The sequence below is a fragment of the Sebaldella termitidis ATCC 33386 genome (assembly GCF_000024405.1).
GTDB lineage: Bacteria > Fusobacteriota > Fusobacteriia > Fusobacteriales > Leptotrichiaceae > Sebaldella > Sebaldella termitidis.
This window is the reverse complement of sequence record NC_013517.1, coordinates 3,985,679-4,008,342: the sequence shown is the minus strand read 5'-3', so window position 1 is coordinate 4,008,342 and position 22,664 is coordinate 3,985,679. Positions and strand designations below refer to the sequence as shown.

The following is a 22,664-nucleotide window of genomic DNA, read 5'->3' as shown; positions in this document are numbered from 1 at the left end:
GAAAGGAATAATATGTCAGTAGAAATAATAATGCCTAAAGCAGGAATGTCAATGGAAGAAGGAACTATAATAAAGTGGCTGAAGGAAGAAGGAGAAGCCATAAAAGAAGGGGAACCAATAGTCGAAATACTGACAGATAAAGTAAATATGGAGGTAGAAGCCGAGAGCTCGGGTTATCTTCTAAAGAAAGTAAGATTTGAGAATGAAGTACTGCCGGTATTTACAGTAATAGGCTATATTGGAGAAAAAGGAGAAAGTGTAAGCGAAGTAAAAGAAGCAGAAAAGAAAGAGGAAGTAAAGACCGAAACAAAGACATCAGATGAAAAAGAATATGATGTAATAGTAATAGGCGGAGGACCGGCAGGATATATATCAGCCAACAAGGCATCCCAGCTTGGAGCCAAAACAGCTTTAGTAGAAAAAAGAGAGCTTGGAGGAACATGTCTGAACAGAGGCTGTATTCCTACCAAAACATATATAAAGAATATAGAAATATTGGAAGAAGCAGAAAAAGCAGAGTCAAGAGGACTGGATATAAAGGTAACAAAGAATATATCAGATCTGACAAAGGCAGTGGAATTTAAGAATAAGGTAACAAAGAAGCTTTCACAGGGAGTGGGAGGCTTGCTGAGAAGCTACGGCGTAGATGTATACAGTACAGCAGGAAAGCTTGGAGAAGGAAAGAAAGTAACACTGGAAGACGGACAGGTACTGAAAGGTAAGAAGATAATCCTTGCAGGAGGATCAAAAACAAGATATCTGAATATACCCGGAATAGACAGTGATAAGATACTGACAAGTACAACGATACTAGACCTTAATAAAGTACCTGAAAGACTGGTTATAGTCGGAGGAGGAGTAATAGGCTGTGAGTTTGCGGAGATATTCAGAGGATACGGAACAGAAGTAACAATAGTGGAAGCAATGTCAAACCTTTTACCTTTCAATGATAAGGAGATATCACAGGAGCTGGAAAAGATATTTAAGAAAAAAGGGATAAAGCTTCTGACAGATAAACAGGTAACAGGATTTAAGGATAAGGGAAAAGAGATAGAGACAGTATTAAAGAGCGGAGAGAGCTTAAGCAGCGACTATGTACTTTTCTCAATAGGAAGAGAGGCAGACCTAAGCTGTGTGGATGGATTGGAAATAAAGCAGGACAGAGGAAGGCTTATAGTAAATGAATATATGGAAACAAGTATAGCGGGAGTTTATGCAGCAGGAGATATAAATGGATTATCGATGTTAGCCCATTCAGCCTTTAAGATGGGAGAAACGGCAGCAGGAAATGCACTGGGAGGAAGAGAAGAGGTAAGACTGGATAATACGCCGAAATGTGTGTATACTCTTCCAGAGATAGCATCAGTGGGACTGACAGAAGAAGAAGCGTTAAAGAAATACGGAAAGATAAGAACAGGAAGATTTAACTTTGGAGCCAACGGGAGAGCGATAGCTTCAAGTGAGGAAGAAGGATTTGTAAAGGTAATCTGTGATGATAATTACGGAGAGATACTGGGAGTGCATGTAATAGGGAGTAAGGCAACAGAGATGATAAGTGCGGGAGTAATCTTGATGGAAATGGAGATAACAATAGAGGAAGCTTCAGAGCTGATCTATGCGCACCCTACATTCTCGGAAGCAATACTGGAGGCATGTGCTGACTGTCTTGGAAAGGCTCTTCATCTGCCGAAGAAAAAATAATGAATTCCCCATTCATATAAATAATAAACAAGGGACTACTTCAAAATAAAAATAAATTTTGTATGAGTTCCTTGTTTTTTTTAGAATTTAGTATTGTGAAATAAAGGGTTTGGAGAAATCTGTCTAATACAGATTCAGAATATAATAAAATATTATGCAGAAAATTTTTTATTTTAAATATAGTTTTATAGTTTCTATGCTATAATTTTCTAGTATTATGTATATTTTTAGGAAACAGAAAATTATTCTGAATATCTGTGTAAATCGATGTATAAAATAAAGAAGGACAGTCCGGCAGAATATCGTTAACAGACTGGATATCCTGTTTGTTTTATATATAAATTTAGATAATGGAAAAGAGGTCCGGAATGAAATATATAATTAATGAAAATAATAACCCCAGATATAATCTTGCACTTGAAGAGTATGTGCTGAAAAATCTTGACGGCGAGTATTTTTTCTTATGGCAGAATGAACCTACTATAGTAATAGGAAAGCACCAGAATACCATATCTGAAATTAATCTTGATTATGTGGAAAAAAAGGGAATACATGTAGTAAGACGTATGTCAGGAGGAGGAGCAGTTTATCACGATCTGGGAAATATAAATTTTTCTTTTATACAGGAAAAAAAGGATCTTGCTGATTTTGATTTCAGCTTTTTTACAAGACCTATAGTTGATCTTCTGGGTGAATTAGGAATAAAAGCGGAATTTAACAGCAGAAATGATCTGGCAATAGATGGTAAAAAATTCTCTGGAAATGCCCAATATATTTTTAAGAAAAAAATTCTGCATCACGGAACTTTATTATTTAACAGCGAAATGGAAGAGCTGGTAAACAGTTTGAAGGTATCAAAGGATAAAATCGAATCAAAGGGTCTGAAATCAATAAAAAGCAGGGTAGCCAACATAAAGGATTATATAGGGGAAGACAGTAAGATAAAGGAAGTTTCAGATTTTAAAGTTGCCTTATTTGAACATATGAAAAACAGAATGGAAGAATTTGAGGAGTATGTTCTTACTGAAAATGACAAAAAAGAGATAGAGAAGCTGAAAAAAGAAAAATATGACAAATGGGAATGGAATTATGGCGAATCACCTGAAGCGGACATTCACAGACAGAGAAAATATACTGCCGGAAAGGTAGAAAGCTATATAAAATTAAAAGACGGACTTATAGAAAATATAAAACTATATGGAGATTTCTTTTCAAGCAGGGAAATAGAAGATTTGGAAAGTGGCTTGAAAGGAAAAAAATATATGATAAGTGAAATAGCGGAATATTTGAAGACAGTAAATGTTAGTGAATATTTCTCAGGATTTTCTGAAGAAGAAATTTTGGATGTAATTATTTAAGGCTGTAAATAAAGAAGATAAACGGAAATTACATGAAGATTTCCGTTCCGTCTTCTGTCAAAAGCATATCAGGCTGTACAACAAAAATAATATATCCCTAACACACCGGAAAAGTAACAGATATAAAATCAATAGCTAAAGATTGGTAGTTTTATTATTTGACAAATGAAAAAATAAGCTATATAATGATTACATATGTAATGCATAAGAACAAAAGATAAATGCATACTAAGTCAAAAATACAAGCTTTGTAGCTAATTGGAGGTAGAGTGTGAAAAAAATAACAGACGAATTAGCAATGATATACAAGACATGCAAATTATATTATGAAGAAGGCTATACACAGAATGAGATAGCTGAAATCCTTGGGATATCAAGACCAACAGTGGCAAGACTTCTAAAAGGAGGAAAAGAACAGGGGATAGTAAAACTGGAACTTGTAAACCCTTTTAACAATGACTATTTTGACCTTGCAGAAAAGCTGGAAAAAAGATACGAACTCAGGGAAGTAATAATAGTGCCTGATGAAAATGATGAATATATCCAAAAAAAGGAAGTGGCAAAAGCTGCTGCGGAATATTTTGACAGAGTCCTTGAAAAAGATAATATAATAGGCTTTTCTATGGGAACTACAATAAAACTCGTAGTGGATTATGTAACTAAAAGGCAGAATCTGAATCTTACGTTTCTTCCGCTGATAGGAGGAACCGGACAAATACAGCAGGAAATACATCCGAATGATATTGTTCTTGATTTTGTAAAAAAATACGGAGGGGAATTTAAGCTTCTTCATGCACCGGCAGTTGTTTCCAAAAAAGAGATAAAAAATGAATTTTTGAAAGAAAAAAATATTTCAGATATAATTTCATACGGAAAAAAATGCGATATTGCCATGGTGGGAATAGGAACACCGCTGAGTCAGGAGTCTACAATGATGAAAACAGGCTATTTTAATAAAACAGAGCTGGAAGAGTTTAAGCAGAATAATGTAGTGGGGGATATATGTCTGCAGTTCTACAATAAAAGCGGGGAAAATTACAATTTTGAATTTAATGAAAGAGTTATAGGAATAGAGCTTGATGATCTGAAGAAAATAAGAACAGTAATCGGAGCCGCAGCAGGAGTAGAAAAGACAGATGCGGTAATTGGTGCATTGAACGGTAAATTTCTGGATGTACTGGTAACTAACTACAGTATTGCTAAGGAGATAGAAAACTATATAGAAAAAGGTGAATAGACTATGAATTATATTTATATAATAATACTTGTGGTAATAGCCATGGCACTTCAGAGATATTTTATATATCTGCAGTCCAAAAATTATACCCAGATGCTGATAGAATTAAGGCAAAAAGGAGATGTAGGATTCGGCGTGGCAAAGGGAGCTTTTTCAGGCTGTGCCGTCATACTGTGTTCCGATGCAGGCGGGACAGTTATAGACAGCAAAATTATGAGAGGATTCAGCACTTTCAGCAGATTCAAGGATTTGTCCGAAATATTGGGAGAAAATATTGATGATCTTTATAATAAAGCTTACACAGATAAGAAATATGGAAAAAGTATAAAAACAGCCGTAGAACAGATAAGAAATTTGAAAAATAAAGAAGAAAACTAAAAAAAGGAAAAGAGGAGATGGCTAAATGGAAAAAAATGTAAAACAATTGTCAGTAGATGCAATAAGAATGCTGGGAGTGGATGCGATAGAGAAGTCAAAGTCAGGACATCCCGGAATAGTATTAGGTGCGGCACCTATGGCGTACACACTTTGGAGCGAACACCTTAACGTGAATCCAAAAGAACCTGAATGGCTGAACAGAGACAGATTTGTACTGTCAGCAGGACACGGATCGATGTTAATATATTCATTATTACATTTAAGCGGTTTTGATGTGTTTATGGAAGACATAAAGAATTTCAGACAGTGGGGTTCTAAGACACCAGGACATCCTGAGTTCGGACATACAAAAGGAGTGGACACGACAACAGGTCCCCTTGGACAGGGAATTGCCACAGCAGTGGGAATGGCACTGGCAGAAACACATCTTGCGAAAAAATATAATAAAGAAGATATGAATATAATAGATCACTTTACATATGTAATCTGCGGAGACGGAGATCTTATGGAAGGTGTGAGCGGAGAGGCAAGTTCATTTGCAGGAGTACAGAAGCTGGGGAAACTGGTAGTACTTTATGATTCCAATGATATATGTCTTGATGGTGAAACAAGAGAAACATTTACAGAAGATGTGGCTAAGAGATATGAAGCTTACGGCTGGCAGGTACTAACGGTAAAAGACGGCAATGATCTTGGAGCAATAGATGCGGCAATAAAAGAAGCAAAGAAAGATGTAACAAAGCCGACATTAATAGAGATAAAAACAGTAATAGGATACGGAGCACCGACAAAAGCAGGAAAGAACAGTTCACACGGGGCACCTTTGGGAGCAGAAGAAACAAAAGGATTAAGAGAATATCTGAAATGGGACTATGAAGCATTTGAAGTTCCGGCAGAGGTATATGAGGACTATAAGAAATCAGTAGCAGAAAGAGGAACAGCAAAGTCAGAGGAATGGAAAGCCCTTGTAGGAAAGTATAAGGAAAAATATCCTGAGCTGGGAAAAGAGATAGAAGAAATAGCGGCAGGAACATTATTTGATAATATAAAGATAGAATTCCCGGCATATGAAGCAGGACATTCACAGGCAACAAGAAATGCATCAAATGATGCGATAAATGCAATAGCAGGACAGATACCGAATTTCATAGGAGGCTCGGCAGACTTAGCACATTCAAATATGACAATGATAAAAGGAGAAGGACTGTTTGACGCAGAGCACAGAGAAAACAGAAATATTCAGTTTGGAGTAAGAGAATTTGCAATGGGAGCGATACTGAACGGAATGGTATTACACGGAGGACTGAAGACATTCGGGGGAACATTCTTTGTATTCAGTGACTATGTGAAGGCAGCAATAAGATTATCAGCATTAATGGGATTACCGGTAACTTATGTACTTACTCATGACAGTATAGCAGTAGGGGAAGACGGTCCGACACATGAACCGATAGAACAGCTTGCAGGTTTAAGAGCAATTCCGAATATAAATGTAATAAGACCAGCAGACAGCAGAGAAACACAGGGAGCATGGAAGGTAGCTGCAGAAAGTAAGAAGACACCGACACTTTTAGTATTAAGCAGACAGAATCTGGATGTAACAGAAGGTTCGTCAATGGAAGATGTAGCAAAGGGAGCATATGTATCTTACGAGACAAACAAAGATTTTGGAAGAATAATAATAGCAACAGGATCAGAAGTATCTCTGGCAGTGGGAGCAGCAAAGGAACTGGAAAAAGCAGGAGAATCAGTAAGGGTAGTAAGTATGCCGAGTATGGAGCTTTTTGAAAGACAGAGCTGTGAGTATAAGGAAAGTATCCTTCCAAAAGGAGTAAGAAACAGAGTATCACTTGAGATGGGATCGACATTCGGATGGCATAAATATGTAGGAATGGACGGACTGGCAATAGGAATAGATACATTCGGAGCATCAGCACCGGCAGGAAAAGTAATAGAAGAATATGGATTTACAGTAGAAAAAATCGTTAATAAAATAAAAGGATAAAAACACAGGCTGCTCTTAATAAGGGCAGCTTTTTTTGATATTATGTAAAAATAATATTATGTTATGTTCTAATATAAAATGTGTATTGCAAAAAATGGAAAATAAATAAATTTTACTAAAGCAGTGTTAAATTAATAATGTTAGAGTTTTCACAGAGTACGTGATACAATGTTTTATATATTTTTATGAATAAAAAACAGTTTTTTCTTTGGGAGTGGTTTTGGAAAATGGAGAATTTCAATGATTTTGAAAATAAGGTAATGAATTTTCTGGTAAAACTGAGAAATGAAAATACATTTGATGATTTATTATATAACGAGATTTACAGAAATCTGGAAAAAACAGGACTATATTCCAAAACGATTATTCTTAAGCTGTATTTATTTAACGGATTTTCTCTCTGGGGGAAGCCGATTTTTATCCGAGCAGGACAGTGAAAAAGTGGAAACTGCCTGCATTGCTTTAGAGGAGCTTTTTGTCAAACTGGAGGAATAACTGTAAGAAAGCTGTTTTACTGTATAAAATATTAATATGATTTTTGGAAATTAAATGTTTAATTTAGTATAAGGATGTGAGCAAAAATGAAAAGAAAAAGAATCTTAATTTCAGGGGTTATTTTTCTTGTGATTTTAGCTGCAGGCGGTATAGGCTGCAGACTTTTTGTGAAGAATTACAAAGCAGTGAAAACTTATGAGGTAGGTGAAAAAAAAGTAAGGCTGGTGAGGTTTAACAAGCCGTTCTTAGCGGATCATTTTGAAATTACTATTATAAAAACAAGTCTCTCCGATTCTTTAAAAAATGACTCAAAAATATTGTTAAATAAAGAAGAAGGAGCAGAATATTTTGTTATAGATGTAATGGTCAAAAACAAAAACAGCGAAAATAAAAATCTGCCGAATTCGGGGAAAATACTTCTGGGGGAAGCGGAGTATATGCTGGAAATAGACAGCGTAAAAACAGATGAGCCGGGTTATGGGGCATTTTCCGGACAGATAAAGCCTGAAGAAGCTAAAGAAAGTAAAATTGTATTTAAAATACCGGTTGAGTACGGAGATGAAGCAATTATCTGGGATGTATTCGGCAGCGGTGTGAAAATAAGACTTCAATAATTTGTTAAAATAGTTTTTTATATTTTAAAATGATATATACCTTGAATTTCGAGGCTTTGATTTGCAACAACTGGAAAAATATTCCGGAAATATTGAGGAACAGCTATCGACATAATGAATTATTCGGGGTATAATAGATTGAAGAATTTTTTGAACCTGCGATATTGTATAGAATAATAGTGATTATTCATATATATTTTAGTAACGGGTTTTGATTCTGAAAAACCTTTTTATTTTTGTATTTTTAATAAAATTAATATTTCTGTTTTTAAATCTGTTTTTTTATAAAGTGTAACATGAAAAAATAATATAATCAGATAATTTCAAATTCAATTCTGTATTTATTCAGAAATCTGTTCTAAAATAATAAAAAAAATCCATTTGAAATAATCAGTTTTCTGTTGTAATTTCTGTGTAATCAGAAGAAACAGCTTTAAAAATAATCTAATGTTATGATCTTTTTTGGTATATAAAAATAAAGAGGTTAAAAATGGTGAAATATTCGGCAATAGAATCGAATATAGAAAATGGAGGGAGCGTATTAATGGAATATAACCATATGAAGGAAATTTATTTCAGTCCTACAGGAACAACGAAAACTATTGTAAATGAAATTACCAAATATTTTTCGCGGAAAAAAGAAGAATATGATTTGCTAAATAATCCTCCTGAAGAAGAAATATCATTTGGAAATGAAGATTTTGTAGTGGTGGGAATGCCTGTATATGCAGGTCGGATACCAGCCGTATGTGCTGAAAGTCTTTCAAAGATAAAAGGAAATAATACACCTGTAATAGCTGCTGTGATATATGGCAACAGAGATTATGACGATGCACTGCTTGAACTAAAAACTATTTTGGGAGAAAACGGATTTATAGTGATCAGTGCAGGAGCTTTTATTGCCCAGCATTCGATTTTTCCGGGAGTAGGATATCTGAGACCTGATATAAAAGATAAACAGGCTGTAAGAAGGTTTGCAAAAGACAGCTGTGAAAAATTCGAATCCATTCCGGATATTAAGGAAATAAACTTTGAAGTAAAGGGAAATTTCCCGTATAGAGAGCCTGCCGCAATCCCATTAAATCCATCTGTACAAAAAACATGCAGGAAATGCGGACTCTGTGCCGGAATCTGTCCTGTAAATGCAATTTCTACAGAACAGCCCGAAAAGATAAACAGAAAAGTATGTATTAGGTGTACGGCATGTTTTACAGCATGTCCGACGAACAGCAGAGGCTTTTCCGGAGTACGCTATGCTTTAGCAAGTAAGATTTTTGAAAAAAAATTCTCGGCCAGAAGAGAACCGGAGGTTTTTTTATAAAATTTTGCTGCTGTATGCAGATTAACTGTAATAAGATCCGAAATAATAATATTATATATTAAAAATAAAGCTTTAAAAAACAGAAAAGTATATCGGCAAGGATAGATTTTTCTGTTTTTTTATTTTAGAAAAGCTTAAGAATATTAATATTCCGACTGCTGTTATTTTATTTGGAAATTTAGCAGGCATAGAATATTTTTCCTTTAAATGGCTTGACAGGTTATGATATAATGGGAAATAAGGCGGTGGACAGATGAAAATCATATATGGTACAAAAAATAAAGCAAAGCTTGAGGATATGAGAAAGATATTAGGCGGACTGGATCTGGAAATAACCGGTTTATCAGATACCGGTATTATTCTTCCTGATGTGGATGAATCAGGGAATGATCCTTTGAAAAATGCAGAAATAAAGGCTCTGGCTTACTACAAAATTTTGAAAATGCCCGTTTTTTCATGTGATTCAGGTCTCTTTATTGAGGGACTGGATGAAAATATTCAGCCCGGGGTGCATGTGCGGAGAGTTAACGGAATATATATGAGTGATAATGAGATGATAGAATATTATTCAAAGCTGGCAGGTACTTTCAGCGGAAAATGTAAAGCAAGATACCGTAATGCGATATGTCTCATTGCAGATGAAAAAAATATTTTCAGCTACAGCGGAGATGATATTTCGGGAGAAAGATTTATCCTGTCCCCGTTTCGGCATAGGATACAAACTGAGGGTTATCCTCTGGACAGTATTTCCATACATATGAAATCCGGAAAATACTATGTGGAAATGGAAGAAGAGAAGGATTCGTTCGGGCATGAGGAAGGATTTAGAAATTTTTTTGAAATGGTTTTAAAAAAAATAAAGCAGTAAAAGAAATTAAAAATATAAATGAATTACCTGAAAATTGAAATTATCAATGATCAGGTATTTTTTTATGGTGCAGTTGTTAATCACGATCAAAAATAATTTTTTATGATCAAAAATGATTTTTTTTGAAAAAAAATGATTGACTTTAAAAAAATATGTGGTATAGTTAAAGTGGTGATAAAAATGTTTGAAATAGAAAGACATGAGATAATTCTAAAAAAATTAGAGGAAAAGGGTAGATTATCATATGAGGAAATAGAAGAATTTTTGAATGTTTCCATAGCGACAATAAGAAGAGATATAAATAAGCTTGAAGGCAGAGACCTTCTGAGTAAAGTCAGCGGAGGGATAGTCGCCAAAAGAAAGATTAATTTTGAACCGGAAATAAATATAAAATTTGAGGAGAATGTCGAGGCAAAGAAAAAAATTGCCAAAAGGGCAGCAAGGCTTGTAAAAAAGGGTGATTTTATATTTCTTGATGCCGGTTCGACTACATATTATATGATAGAGTATCTGAAAAATAAGAACATAACAGTTGTTACTAACGGATTAATGCATCTTGATAAATTGATACAGTGTAAAATCAGGACAATTATAATCGGCGGCGAGGTAAAGCCAACCACTAAAGCTGTAGTCGGAATAGAAGCTTTGAAAAATATAGAAAAATACAGATTTGACATAAGCTTTCTGGGGGTAAACGGAGTGGATATCGATAAGGGTCTTATGACGCCGGACATAAAAGAAGCTATTCTAAAAGAAAAAATACTGGAAATATCAGATACAACATATATCTTAGCGGATAAAGAAAAATTCGGCATGTCATCCAGTGTAAAATTCGGTAATGTAGAAAACTGTATACTCATAACAGATGATTTTACAGACAGCAGATATAACAAATACATGTTAAAGGAGGAAATATAATGATATATACACTAACTCTTAATCCTGCACTGGATTATGATATATATATGGACAGTTTTCAGGAGGGAGACCTGAATTTATCAAAAGAGGTTAATATCAGAGCAGGAGGAAAGGGAATTAATGTATCGAAGCTTCTTGCCAATCTGGGAATAAAATCGAAGGCTCTGGGTTATACAGCAGGCTTTACAGGAGACTTTATAAAAAAAAATCTTTATGACGAGGGAATAGAATCGGACTTTGTGGAACTGGACGGTATAACAAGAATAAATGTAAAAATAAACAATAATTCCAAAGAGACTGAAATAGCCGGTTTGTCACCGAAAATAACAAAGGAAGCAGAAGAAAAACTTATTGAAAAAATATCAAAATTGCAGAAGGATGATATTCTTATACTTTCAGGGAGTATTCCGGGAAGTATTGAAAGAAATATATATAAGAAGCTTGCAGAAATGCTTCCGGAAGGTACAAAGATAGTTCTGGATACAAGAGGAAACCTTTTAAAAGAAAATCTAAACGGGAATTTTTTGATAAAACCTAATATAGCCGAATTGGAAGAGATGTTCGAGACAAGGCTCAGTACTACAGCCGACATAATAAAAAAGTGTGCTTATTTTCTGGAAAGAAATGTAAAAAATGTTATAGTTTCAATGGGCGGTAAGGGAGCTCTGCTGGTAAATAAAGAAGGGGCATACCTTGCCGAAGCACCTAAAGGAGAGCTTATAAATTCCGTGGGAGCCGGAGATTCCATGGTAGCAGGATTTATAGCCGGAATAGAAACAGGCAGATCACCTGAAGATTCTTTCAGGCTTGCCGTAGCTTCGGGATCTGCTACTGCTTATTCGTATGGTTTGGGAGAAAAGGATTTAATATATAGACTTTATAATGAAGTTACTCTAAAAAAGGAAGGAGTATAGGATGAAAATTACTGAACTGCTGATTAAAGAAAGAATGAATCTGGATTTACAGTCGGTAACCAAAGAAGATGTAATCAATGAACTTGCCGAAATGTTTCTTAGTACGGGAATTATAGACGACCTTGAAGGATTTATGGGTGAGATAAAAAACAGGGAAGCATTAAGCTCTACAGCTTTGGAAGAAGGAATAGCAATTCCTCATGCCAAAACAAAATATGTAAAAAAACCTGCACTTGCATTCGGGAGAAGCAAAAAAGGGATAGATTATGAATCATTGGACGGGGAGCCGTCAACTATATTTTTTATGATAGCAGCACCTGAGGACGCCAATAATGCACATATAGAAACTTTGGCAAGACTGACTCAGATGCTTTTGGATACAGATTTCAGAACAAATATACTTGAGATGGGGACTAAGGAAGAGATACTTGATCTAATAAACAAAAAAGAAAGTGCAAAGCTGGAAGAAAATGCAGAAGCGGATAACAGCAGTGATAATTTCATAATAGCGGCAACAGCGTGTCCTACAGGGATAGCACACACGTATATGGCAGAAGAAGCATTAAAAAAAGCAGCAGCCGAGCTGGGTGTGCCGATAAAAGTGGAAACTAACGGAACTGACGGAGTAAAGCATAAGCTTACCGCAGAAGATATAGAAAAAGCAAAAGGTGTAATACTTGCAATAGACAGAGGAATAGAAACAGACAGATTCAGCGGTAAAAAAGTAATACAGACAGGAACAAAAGAAGCTATACGTGATGCAAAAGGTCTTATCCAAAGAGCTGTTGCCGGAGATATGCCTGTATTCGCAGGTTCAGGTGAAACTAGCTCAGGCGGAAAAGGAGCATCTAAGGAGAAAACTGGGATTTATAAGCATTTGATGACAGGAGTATCATTTATGCTGCCTTTCGTAGTGAGCGGAGGTATATTAATAGCACTGGCATTTTTATTTGATAAGCTGGCAGGAGTACAGGGAGCAGCAGATGCTGCTGGAAGCTCGGCTCTTGGAAGTACTACATATATTGCGAAATTATTTATGGATATCGGGGGAGCGGCATTTGGTCTGTTTATTCCTATTTTGGGAGCATATATTGCATACAGTATAGGAGAAAGACCAGCTCTTACAGCAGGCTTTGTCGGCGGAGCATTAGCAGTTTCAGGAGGTTCAGGGTTTCTTGGTGCCATGCTTGCCGGATTCCTTGCCGGTTATGTTACGAAGCTGGTCATTGCATCATTAAAAGGACTGCCTAAGAGTTTGAACGGAATAAAAGCTATTCTGCTTTATCCTTTATTGACAGTGCTGCTTACAGGTGTGCTGATGATAATCATACTGAATCCGCCTGTAAGATTTATAAATGAAAGTCTTGTACACTGGCTTCAGACAATGGGCGGAACAAGCAGAATACTGCTGGGAATTATACTGGGCGGAATGATGGCTGTGGATATGGGAGGTCCTGTAAATAAAGCGGCTTATGTATTTGCCACAGGTACGCTGGCTACAGCTGCGGCAGGAGAATACGGAACACCGATAATGGCAGCAGTAATGGCCGGAGGAATGGTGCCGCCTTTAGGAATAGCTCTTGCTACTACTATATTTAAGAATAAATTCAATACGGAAGAACGTGAAGCAGGAAAAACAAACTATATAATGGGATTGTCCTTTATTACTGAGGGAGCAATACCATTCGCGGCAGGAGATCCTTTGAGAGTGCTTCCGGCATCAATAGCAGGGTCGGCAGTGGCAGGTGCAATATCAATGTTCTTTAATATTTCCATACCTGCACCGCATGGAGGACTGGTAGTAGCATTTTTATCAAATAATGCGTGGGTATATCTTCTTGCTATATTAATAGGTGCTGTTATTACTGCAGTTATTCTGGGGCTTCTTAAAAAGAAAGTAAATTAAGAAATAAATAAGGCTTTGAAGGTACAGAACCGAAGCTTTTCAATATTACTGATAAAACATTGTATAATATTATTTATTAAACTGTACCGGCGTAGTTTCGGTACAGTTTTTTTTTCTGGAAAAAAGTACAATTGTCATATCTGGTATATATTATGAATAAAATATGATATAATATCTAAAAAATAAATTGGAGGTAGATTAAGTGGAGCATTACTTCAAGAATAAGCATAAATCATTATTGGGACTGATAATGCCGGTGTTTGGCATGATATTTCTCGGTCTTATATTTTTTCTGATATCATATTATATTTTTACTGATCTGGTAAAATTCGAAACACTGATATCAGTAATTATATCTGCAGTATTAGTGGTACTTGTTATGATCATATCCATTTACCGCATTGTAGACGGACCAGATTATATAGTGACAAATAAAGGGGTTTTATTTAAAAAAAGAGATAAAATCACACGTGAATTACCGTATGAAAAGTATGTGATGTCCTCTTATGTAGTCAGAAACAGTTACAACGGTATACCAACAGGAACTTCAAGACAGCTGATAGCAGATGACGGGAAAAAAGAAAAAAAGTATGTCTGTGCTCTGACTAAAAAAGACTTCGATGAATTCATGTCATTAATAATAGCATATTCCGGAAATGCCGAAACAAAGGGTACGGTAAAGGAAACTCCGAATATAATTTTGAGTGAGGTAAACAAGGACTTTTTCCTTGATAAAAATAAAATATTCAGGAATATAGCCTTCAAAAAATATTTCGGACTGATATTTGGATCATTTTTACTGTTGGCATTATTTTTTCTTCTGACTTATTTCGGTGAAAGGGATTCATGGTTTTTCTTAGCCGGGATGGCAGTATGTCTTTTAATATACTTGTTGCTTGTTTTATTTAGTTTAGGCAGAACAAAAAGAAAAATGCCTGAAAATATAAAGCTTAGAACAAATGAAATATCTCTTGATGAAGAACGTTTTAATTTTAACGAAATAAGTAAGATTTCTCTCACGCCGCCGTCTTATTATGTGGGGAATATAAACAGAAATTTGAAAATATACAGATATGACGGAAAGAAAAAAACTTATATTCTGGGATTCAAGGTATCAAAGGCAGGAAAAAAAGATAAGGTATTTTCTGAATATGAAGAGTTTTTCTATATGCTGGAAGGAATTCTCGGAAATTCACCCGGAAAATTTCAGTATGATTTATAAAAAAAATGACCAAAAACGTAAATTTTGTGATATTATAGAGGTAAATATATTGATGCAGAGTTTTAGTATCGGGAATTCTGTGAAAAATATAAGGATAGGAGGTTTGTATGGACGTAAAAGAAGAAGGAACAAGAAAAAAATATGTTGTAATTAATGTGGAAAATATAAAAGACTCTCAGGAACTGCATAAGCTTTTGAAGTCCGAACTGGAGTTTCCCCATTTTTACGGAATGAGCTGGGATGCTTTCTGGGATGCTATTACCGGACTTGTACAGCTGCCGGAAGTTACAATAATTAAAGGCTATAAAATTCTAAAGAAGGATCTTCCGCAGGATGCCGAGATTCTGGTAAATACTCTGGAAAGATACAATAATCTTTTTTCGCTGTTCAGAACAAAGCTTATTTTAGATTAGATAAAAATTTAGAATATTAATATAAAAAATTATATAATTAATTTTTATAAAATAAAACTGATTTGCACTCTTTCATTTTGAAAGTATACAAATCAGTTTTTATATTTATAAATCAGACAGATCAAATAATAAATTTATTTAAATTTTGATTTTTCATAGTTATAAGGAATACTCGTTCCTACTACCACATCTTCAATTTTTTCAATTATCAGCCAGTCATCCATATTTCCCTGATGATCAAAGTCTAAAGGGGTAATTTCCTCCAGATTGTCAAATTCTATCAGACACAGACATTTTTTATGCCATCTCTCTTTTTGTTTTTCCGACAGCATCAGCTTGTCCTGATTTTTTTCAAGAGTTTCTTTTATTTCCTGATCTGTTAATTTCAGAAAATTTTGGACATTTTTAACTCTGGCTTTGGCAGAAATTTTTTTACTGCCTTTTTTCATAAAATACAGTATTTCATCATCAAAAACTCTGCTGTGCGGAATTTTTCTCCCGGCAGCGCCTCTGACTATCATTGTTTTTGAACCGTCAAGAATCTTCTCAAGAACTTTTTCTTTATTGTCACAGTAAACTAAATGAACCATTTTATACCTCCCTGATTTGTTTATAATAAATTATATATTATTATAAAAATGAATACAACCGGATAAAAATATTTTGAAAGAAAATATCTGTGTCTGAAATGCCGGTCCTGGCTCTCATCAGGCTTAACCTCTGATTTTACTGTCTGATGTATAACCATCATATATAACATTTATTTTTTTCGTAAAAAATATTCATTGATGTTTAACTAAAAAAAACAGTAGTTTTATTTTTAGGCAAATATTGCTGTTATTAAGATGAGATATAATTAATATAGAAATAACATGCTGAAAATTTGATATATCAAAATGTACAGCCGAAAATTCGGGAAAATATTCTGATGGAAAAATTTAACAGATAATCATGACGTCAAATATATGCTGTTATTGAAAAAAATATAAAAAAAATTTCAGAAACAGATAAATCTTTTCTTCTATTTAGGAAAAAGCTTAAACTTTAAAAATAAAAAATAATAAGGTATAAATGATCATGGAAGGAGAAACATATGAGTATAAATAATCTGGATTGTTCTATTCTAAATGAAATAATAAAAAATGAATCTGTATTTCCCGGAGAGCTGGTGAAAAAATATAATACCACCGACAGAAATATCAGATATAAACTGGATAATATAAATTTCTATCTGAATAAAGAAAAACTTCCTGTTATAAAAACAACAGCAAAAGGAGAACTTTTTTTTGGCAGCGAGGACAGAATTTTACTTGAGAACAGTACTTTTATAATAAAAGATGAGGATTATATATTCAGTAAAGATGAGAGGCAGAGACTGGTACTTATTTTTATACTTTTGAAAACAGGGACATTTACCATACAGTCTGTGCTGGATGAAATAGGAGTAAGCCTGTCTACACTAAAAAATGACATAAGGGAACTAAAGCTGATACTCGGAAAAAATGGCCTGAAGCTGGTACAGATAGCCAAAAAGGGACTGAAGGTACAAGGCAGTGAAGACAGTATAAGAAGAATGATTCTGAATATCCTTCTGGAAAGCGGTTTAGAATCTTTTGGTACAGATCAGAGAGATAAAATAGATGTTTTTAAAAGAAATCTGAAGCAGATATTTCTGAATTCATACAGCGGGACAAAAGCAGAAAAAGAGGAAAGCAATTTGCAGACAGAAAGAGCAATTAGAGAATATCTGGAAGAAATAAACGAAGATATGAATGAAAAATTTTCTGATGTTCTGCATAACTATATTATGAATTATCTGCGGTTAATGATTCTTCGTATAAGAAATAAGAAATACCTTAAAGAAGATCTTGATGATGTTTTATTTCTGGAAAATATAAAGGAGCATAAAATCATAAAATCACATATAAATATTCTGGAAAATAAAGCGGATATAAAGCTGACACCTCAGGAAATAATAAAAATAGTAGAGATATACATTGAAAATAAGAATTATGATGTAAATAATTCATGGAAACAGGTAAAACAAATTCTGGAAAATCTCATATCAAAAGTGTCGTCAGATATAAATCTAGATATGACAAATGATCTAATCCTGTTAAATGATCTTATCTATCATATGAAGCTGGCAGCCTACAGAATAAAAAACAATATAAAGCTGAAAAACAGTATTTATAAGGAGGTAGAAGATGAAGTACCATTTTTGTTCGGTATTGTGGAAAAAAGAATAGCAGGATATGAACAGTATCTGGATGAAAAACTTAATAAAGATGAAATAGCCTTTATTACAATACATTTCAAAATGTCAATTGACAGAAATTATAATCTTGGAAAGAAAAGAATCCTTATTGTATGCGGACTCGGCTATGGAACTTCAAAGCTTTTGAAAAAGATAATCAGTGAGGAATTTAATGTGGAGATAACGGATCTTATTCCTGTATATCAGCTGGAAAAATATAATCTGGATAAAACGGATATAATTCTTTCCACTGTAAAAATAAAGGAGCTGCCTGATAAGCCGTATCTTACAATAAATACCATACCTAATCTTCAGGATAAAAAGAATATAGAACAGCTGGGGATAAAAAGGAAAAATGCAAGCAGGGAATATTACATGCATGAGGTTCTTAAAGTGATAAAGGAGAACTGTGACGTAAGAAATAGCAAAGAGCTCACAGAAGGGCTTGAGAAGATATTCAGTACAGAGGATGAAAAAATAATGGAATCTCACAGAAAGAATCTTCTGGAACTCCTTCCGAAGGAAAATATAAAAGTGGTAAACAGTGTAAAAAACTGGCAGGAAGCAATGGAAATATCCGGCCGTATTCTGGTGGATAACGGCTACACAGAATGGGAATATGTAGAAAGTGTAATAGACATGGTCTATAAACACGGGACATATATGGTTTTGAAAAAGAACTTTATATTGGGACACGGGAATTATCTTGAAAAAGTTAGAAAAGCAGGATTGTCATTTCTTTATATAAAAGAAGGGGTGGAATTTCCTGAAAATCACTTTATTAACTGTGTAATCACATTATGCAGCCGTGATAAAAAGGAACATACATTCGGGCTTTTGGAATTACACAGGGTCATAGAAAACTGTGATCTGTATAAAAAAATCTCAGAAAAAAATTCGGGTGATGAGGTATACAGGGAGATAAAGTCCGGCTGGGAGAAAATAAAGATATAGGAGGAAAACATGAGAGAAATTGACAAAGACCTTATTTTTATAAATATGAATTTTGAAAATAAAAGTGAACTGTTTGGATTTATTGCAGATGAACTAAAAAAAAGAAATTATGTGACTGATACATATGAAGAGGCTGTTAACAAAAGGGAAGAGAAGTTTCCTACGGGATTTCAGCTGAAAAATATAAATATAGCAATGCCGCATGCCGATCCTGTGAACAGCAGGGCAGACAAGCTGGTAGTGCTTACACTGGAAAAGCCTGTAGAATTTCAAAATGCCGAGGATAAAGGAATGATCGGCGTAAATATAGTTTTTGGACTGGTTTTTCATAACAGAGATAAGCATATTGATTATTTAATGAGACTTTCGAATCTTATACAGGATTCCGGAAAGCTTGAAAAAATAAAAAAATCCGTAACAAAAGATGAGATTTATGATCTCTTGGATGAAACATTCAAATAAAGTGAAAAAGGAGGAACAATGGACAAAATGAAAAAATATGTAAGAGAGCTTACAGAATTACAGGGAAATTCAGGATATGAAGATGAAGTAATAAAGTATCTGTATGAAAAGCTGAAAAATAAGGCAGATCATATAAAAGCGGACTCTATAGGAAACCTTACGGTGAAATTTGATTCTTCGCGGGAAAACAGCAAAAAAGTTATGTTATTCGGACATATGGACGAAGTAGGGCTTGTAGTCAGAAAGATAGAAAACAGCGGGTTTTTGAGAGTAGAAAAACTGGGTTCGGTAAATTTGAACACGCTTCCGGGTTCAGTGGTAGAAATAGCAGGCAGCAAAGGAACTGTAACCGGTGTGGTGGGAGTGAAATCACATCATTATCTAAAGCCTGATGAAAAAGGAATTATAGGTTCTTATGAGAAGCTTTATGTTGATATAGGTGCTGTTTCAAAAGAAAATGTATACAAGCTGGGAATAGAACCCGGGAATCCGGTAACAGTCAAAAGTAACTTTAACGAGCTGGCAAATAATCTTGTAAGCAATAAGGCAATGGATGACAGGGCACCGCTGGCAGCACTATTGTGTCTTGCGGAAGAAATACAAAAAGAAAAGCTGGATTATGAACTCTATATAGTTTTCAGCGTTCAGGAGGAGTTCAATATAAGAGGAATCATGCCGGCTGTAAAAGAGATAAACCCTGATATAGCAATAGGTGTAGATGTGACACCTTCATGTGATACACCGGATCTTGCAGGATATTCAGACGTAGTAATAGGAAAAGGACCGGGCATTACTTATATGAATCATCACGGCAGAGGGACGCTTGCAGGATATCTTCCCAACAGAAAATTTTCGGCATATCTTGAAAAAATATGCAGGGAAAATAACATTCCGTTTCAAAGGGAAGTGGCTCTGGGAGTGCTTACCGAAACAGCCTACATACTGTTTGAGAATGCTAAAACAGTAACGGGAAGTATCTCTATTCCCACAAGATATACACATGCCCCTGTAGAAGTAATAAGTATGGAGGATCTGGAAAATATGTATAAATTTCTTTATACTTTTTTGAAAAATTACAGTCCTGAAATGGAATTTGGCAAAGATCAGTTATGTAAATAAAATCAAATAAAAGGAGAGGAAAAAACATGAAAAAAATACTTGTAGCCTGCGGAACAGGAATGGCGACTTCTACAATGATTTCTGAAAAAATAAAAGGAATTCTTGAAGAAAAGGGAATCGACTGTGTAATAAACCAGTGTATTTTGTCAGAAATAGCATCTAATGCATCAAATGTTGATTTGATAGTTACGTCAATGAGGGTGGATGAGGAATATAATGCGCCTGTACTGCTTGGAACGGCTTTTTTGACAGGCATAAATGAAGAAGAAGCCACTGAAAAATTATTGGAAATTTTATCTTAGTAAAATAGAAGGAGGATAACATGCAGGGATTTATTAACTATATTTTGAGTCTCGGAGGTATGGTTTTTGTACCGATTGTACTGATTTTGGTGGCTCTTCTTTTCAGACTGAGCTTTCTAAAATCAATAAAAGCCGGAGTAACAGCCGGAGTAGGTTTTCTGGGAATGAATCTTGTGGTCGGCGTGGTAGTGCAGTATCTGAACCCGGCAGTAGATATTATGGTAAAAAGATTCGGATTAAATCTGAATGTGATTGATGTAGGCTCGGGAACTGCATCAGGTGTAGGATATGCCACAGCGGTGGGAGCCTTGGTAATTCCGGTAATATTTGTTCTGAATATAGTTTTGCTTTTTTTGAGAGTAACTAAGACAATGAATATTGATATTTATAATTACTGGCATTATTCGATTACAGGATCAATAGTTTATCTGATGACAGGAAGTCTTATATTCGGCTTAGCAGGAGCAATGTTTCATGCGGCGTTCTGTCTCATATCAGCTGATTTTACAGCCAAAAGGGTACAGAATATAATTGGGATAGACGGAATATCCATATGTCAGGGATACGGGGCAAGTACAGTACCACTGTTCTATCTGCTTGAATGTCTCTATAACAAAATACCCTTTATGAAAAATAAAAAAATAGATTCACAGTTTATTCAAAAAAAATTCGGAATGATAGGAGATCCTGTAATAATAGGAATAGCCTTGGGAATTTTATTCAGCCTGCTTGCGGGATACGGACTGAGAGACGCATTAACTCTGATAATAGCAGTAGTAGGAATTATGATACTGTTTCCGAGAATGATAAAAATTATTGTTGAAGGACTTTTGCCGATTTCAGAAGCAGCAAAAAAATTCTTTAATAAACATTTTCAAGGAAAGGAATTCTATATCGGGATGGATTCGGCGGTTACCTTGGGACATCCTACCACAATATCCGTAGGAATAATATTAATACCGATAATGATACTGATAGCGGCTATACTTCCCGGAAATACAGTGCTTCCGCTGGCTGATCTTCCGTTTGAACCGTTCTTTATATGTATGGCTACTGTAATACATAAGGGTGATATGCTTAGAACACTTATAAGCTCTGTAATAAATATGGTAATAGTTTTACTGATAGCGAGCTATTTTGCACCGTACTTTACACAGATGGCAGTAGACGGACAGCTGGGGCTTACACAGGGAGATGCAAAGATATCGGCACTGGCAGTAGGAAATGTTTTTGACTGGGTTATTACACAGTTTATGAGATTCGGAATAATAGGAATAGTGTGTCTTCTGGCATTGGCAGCGGGTGCTGTATATTATAACAGAAAAAAAGCACTTGCAGATTGATATCTATGGAGATATAAATAATGTTTTGTACAAATAACAATATATAGGAGGAATAAAAATGAGTTGGTTAAAAGATGTGATTGGAACAGAAAAGGCGATAATAGCAATGTGTCATTTGCTGCCGTTGCCCGGAGACCCTTATTATGACAAGGAAAAAGGTATGGCTTATGTGATGGAAAAAGCAAGAGAGGATTTTCTGGCACTTCAGGAAGGCGGAGTGGATGCGGTTATGTTTTCAAATGAATTTTCGCTTCCTTATCTTACAGAAGTAAAAACTGAAACTGTAGCAGCTATGGCAAGAATAATAGGAGAATTAAAATCTGAAATAAAAATTCCTTACGGGGTAAATGTGTTATGGGATGCAAAAAAATCACTCGATCTTGCAGCAGCAACAGATGCAAAATTCGTAAGAGAAATATTTACAGGAGTTTATGCCAGTGACTTTGGTATCTGGAATACTAATATAGGTGAAACTATAAGACATCAGAGAAGAATCGGTGCGGAAAATGTAAAGCTGCTCTTTAATATTGTACCGGAAGCAGCAAGATATCTGGCAGACAGAGATATAAAGGATGTAGCAAGATCAACTATATTTAATAACAGACCAGATGCACTGTGCGTATCCGGACTTACAGCAGGAAGCGAGACAGATTCTGCAGTATTAAAGCAGGTAAAGGATGTGGCAGGAGAAACAGTAATTTTTGCCAATACAGGGGTAAGACTGAATAATGTGGAGGAACAGCTGTCTATTGCAGACGGGGCAGTAGTGGGAACTACGTTTAAATATGACGGAAAGTTTGAAAATCATGTAGATAAGGCAAGAGTAAAAGAATTTATGGATAAGGTAAAGAAATTCAGAAGTTCAAAAGGTTTGTGA

The 22,664-nt window shown here is 35.0% G+C and carries 21 protein-coding genes; 20 read left to right on the top strand and 1 reads right to left on the bottom strand.

The genetic code is table 11. The features are described from left to right. Positions 1-12: 12 nt before the first annotated feature. The 14 genes from lpdA to STERM_RS18625 all read left to right on the top strand — a co-directional run bounded on the left by lpdA (position 13) and on the right by STERM_RS18625 (position 15,350). Entirely contained in the window at positions 13-1,701 is a 1,689-nt protein-coding gene (gene lpdA / locus STERM_RS18690) for a dihydrolipoyl dehydrogenase (protein ID WP_012863185.1), read from the top strand. 368 nt (positions 1,702-2,069) lie between these two features. Beyond that, positions 2,070-3,059 carry a lipoate--protein ligase gene (gene lplA, locus STERM_RS18685; RefSeq protein ID WP_012863184.1) on the top strand — a complete coding sequence of 330 codons (990 nt, stop codon included), beginning with the start codon at positions 2,070-2,072 and terminating at the stop codon, positions 3,057-3,059. Between the two features lie 271 nt (positions 3,060-3,330). Next, a complete protein-coding gene (locus STERM_RS18680; protein ID WP_012863183.1) occupies positions 3,331-4,296 on the top strand; it encodes a sugar-binding transcriptional regulator in 966 nt (321 codons plus the stop codon). Positions 4,297-4,299: 3 nt separating this feature from the next. Continuing rightward, positions 4,300-4,674 (top strand): transcriptional regulator GutM, encoded by a 375-nt coding sequence (locus tag STERM_RS18675; protein WP_012863182.1) that lies wholly within the window; start codon positions 4,300-4,302, stop codon positions 4,672-4,674. A 25-nt stretch (positions 4,675-4,699) separates the two neighbouring features. After that, positions 4,700-6,679 carry a transketolase gene (tkt, locus tag STERM_RS18670; protein ID WP_012863181.1) on the top strand — a complete coding sequence of 660 codons (1,980 nt, stop codon included), beginning with the start codon at positions 4,700-4,702 and terminating at the stop codon, positions 6,677-6,679. 227 nt (positions 6,680-6,906) lie between these two features. Continuing rightward, positions 6,907-7,116, top strand: coding sequence for a hypothetical protein (locus STERM_RS18665; RefSeq protein WP_012863180.1), 210 nt, complete (start codon positions 6,907-6,909; stop codon positions 7,114-7,116). 144 nt (positions 7,117-7,260) lie between these two features. Beyond that, positions 7,261-7,788 (top strand): DUF4352 domain-containing protein, encoded by a 528-nt coding sequence (locus tag STERM_RS18660; protein WP_012863179.1) that lies wholly within the window; start codon positions 7,261-7,263, stop codon positions 7,786-7,788. Between the two features lie 490 nt (positions 7,789-8,278). Next, positions 8,279-9,109 (top strand): 4Fe-4S binding protein, encoded by an 831-nt coding sequence (locus STERM_RS18655; RefSeq protein ID WP_012863178.1) that lies wholly within the window; start codon positions 8,279-8,281, stop codon positions 9,107-9,109. A gap of 253 nt (positions 9,110-9,362) precedes the next feature. After that, the gene (locus STERM_RS18650; RefSeq protein WP_012863177.1) at positions 9,363-9,977 is read left to right on the top strand and encodes a non-canonical purine NTP pyrophosphatase; all 615 of its coding nucleotides are present in this window, start codon (positions 9,363-9,365) and stop codon (positions 9,975-9,977) included. Between the two features lie 180 nt (positions 9,978-10,157). Next, positions 10,158-10,895: a DeoR/GlpR family DNA-binding transcription regulator gene (locus STERM_RS18645; protein WP_012863176.1), complete on the top strand. Its 738-nt coding sequence runs from the start codon at positions 10,158-10,160 to the stop codon at positions 10,893-10,895. Further along, positions 10,895-11,809 carry a 1-phosphofructokinase gene (pfkB, locus tag STERM_RS18640; RefSeq protein WP_012863175.1) on the top strand — a complete coding sequence of 305 codons (915 nt, stop codon included), beginning with the start codon at positions 10,895-10,897 and terminating at the stop codon, positions 11,807-11,809. The genes STERM_RS18645 and pfkB overlap by 1 nt, the downstream gene beginning before the upstream one ends. Before the next feature lies 1 nt (position 11,810). After that, on the top strand, positions 11,811-13,715 hold the full coding sequence (locus STERM_RS18635; protein WP_012863174.1) for a PTS fructose transporter subunit IIABC: 1,905 nt from the start codon (positions 11,811-11,813) through the stop codon (positions 13,713-13,715). A 202-nt stretch (positions 13,716-13,917) separates the two neighbouring features. Further along, complete coding sequence (locus STERM_RS18630; protein WP_012863173.1) at positions 13,918-14,937, top strand: hypothetical protein; 1,020 nt, start codon at positions 13,918-13,920, stop codon at positions 14,935-14,937. Positions 14,938-15,044: 107 nt separating this feature from the next. Then, positions 15,045-15,350 (top strand): barstar family protein, encoded by a 306-nt coding sequence (locus STERM_RS18625; protein WP_012863172.1) that lies wholly within the window; start codon positions 15,045-15,047, stop codon positions 15,348-15,350. A 134-nt stretch (positions 15,351-15,484) separates the two neighbouring features. Here STERM_RS18625 and STERM_RS18620 read toward each other — a convergent pair whose 3' ends face one another. Continuing rightward, complete coding sequence (locus STERM_RS18620) at positions 15,485-15,940, bottom strand: hypothetical protein (protein ID WP_012863171.1); 456 nt, start codon at positions 15,938-15,940, stop codon at positions 15,485-15,487. A 503-nt stretch (positions 15,941-16,443) separates the two neighbouring features. Between STERM_RS18620 and STERM_RS18615 the strand changes: the two genes are divergently transcribed. From STERM_RS18615 to STERM_RS18590, 6 genes are read left to right on the top strand one after another with little or no spacing between them, the layout of a single operon-like run. Further along, positions 16,444-18,561 (top strand): BglG family transcription antiterminator, encoded by a 2,118-nt coding sequence (locus tag STERM_RS18615; RefSeq protein ID WP_012863170.1) that lies wholly within the window; start codon positions 16,444-16,446, stop codon positions 18,559-18,561. A gap of 9 nt (positions 18,562-18,570) precedes the next feature. Continuing rightward, entirely contained in the window at positions 18,571-19,023 is a 453-nt protein-coding gene (locus STERM_RS18610) for a PTS sugar transporter subunit IIA (protein WP_012863169.1), read from the top strand. 18 nt (positions 19,024-19,041) lie between these two features. Continuing rightward, positions 19,042-20,142: a M42 family metallopeptidase gene (locus tag STERM_RS18605; RefSeq protein WP_012863168.1), complete on the top strand. Its 1,101-nt coding sequence runs from the start codon at positions 19,042-19,044 to the stop codon at positions 20,140-20,142. 26 nt (positions 20,143-20,168) lie between these two features. After that, complete coding sequence (locus STERM_RS18600; protein WP_012863167.1) at positions 20,169-20,444, top strand: PTS sugar transporter subunit IIB; 276 nt, start codon at positions 20,169-20,171, stop codon at positions 20,442-20,444. A 20-nt stretch (positions 20,445-20,464) separates the two neighbouring features. After that, positions 20,465-21,787 (top strand): PTS galactitol transporter subunit IIC, encoded by a 1,323-nt coding sequence (locus tag STERM_RS18595; RefSeq protein ID WP_012863166.1) that lies wholly within the window; start codon positions 20,465-20,467, stop codon positions 21,785-21,787. A gap of 58 nt (positions 21,788-21,845) precedes the next feature. Next, entirely contained in the window at positions 21,846-22,664 is an 819-nt protein-coding gene (locus STERM_RS18590) for a BtpA/SgcQ family protein (RefSeq protein ID WP_012863165.1), read from the top strand.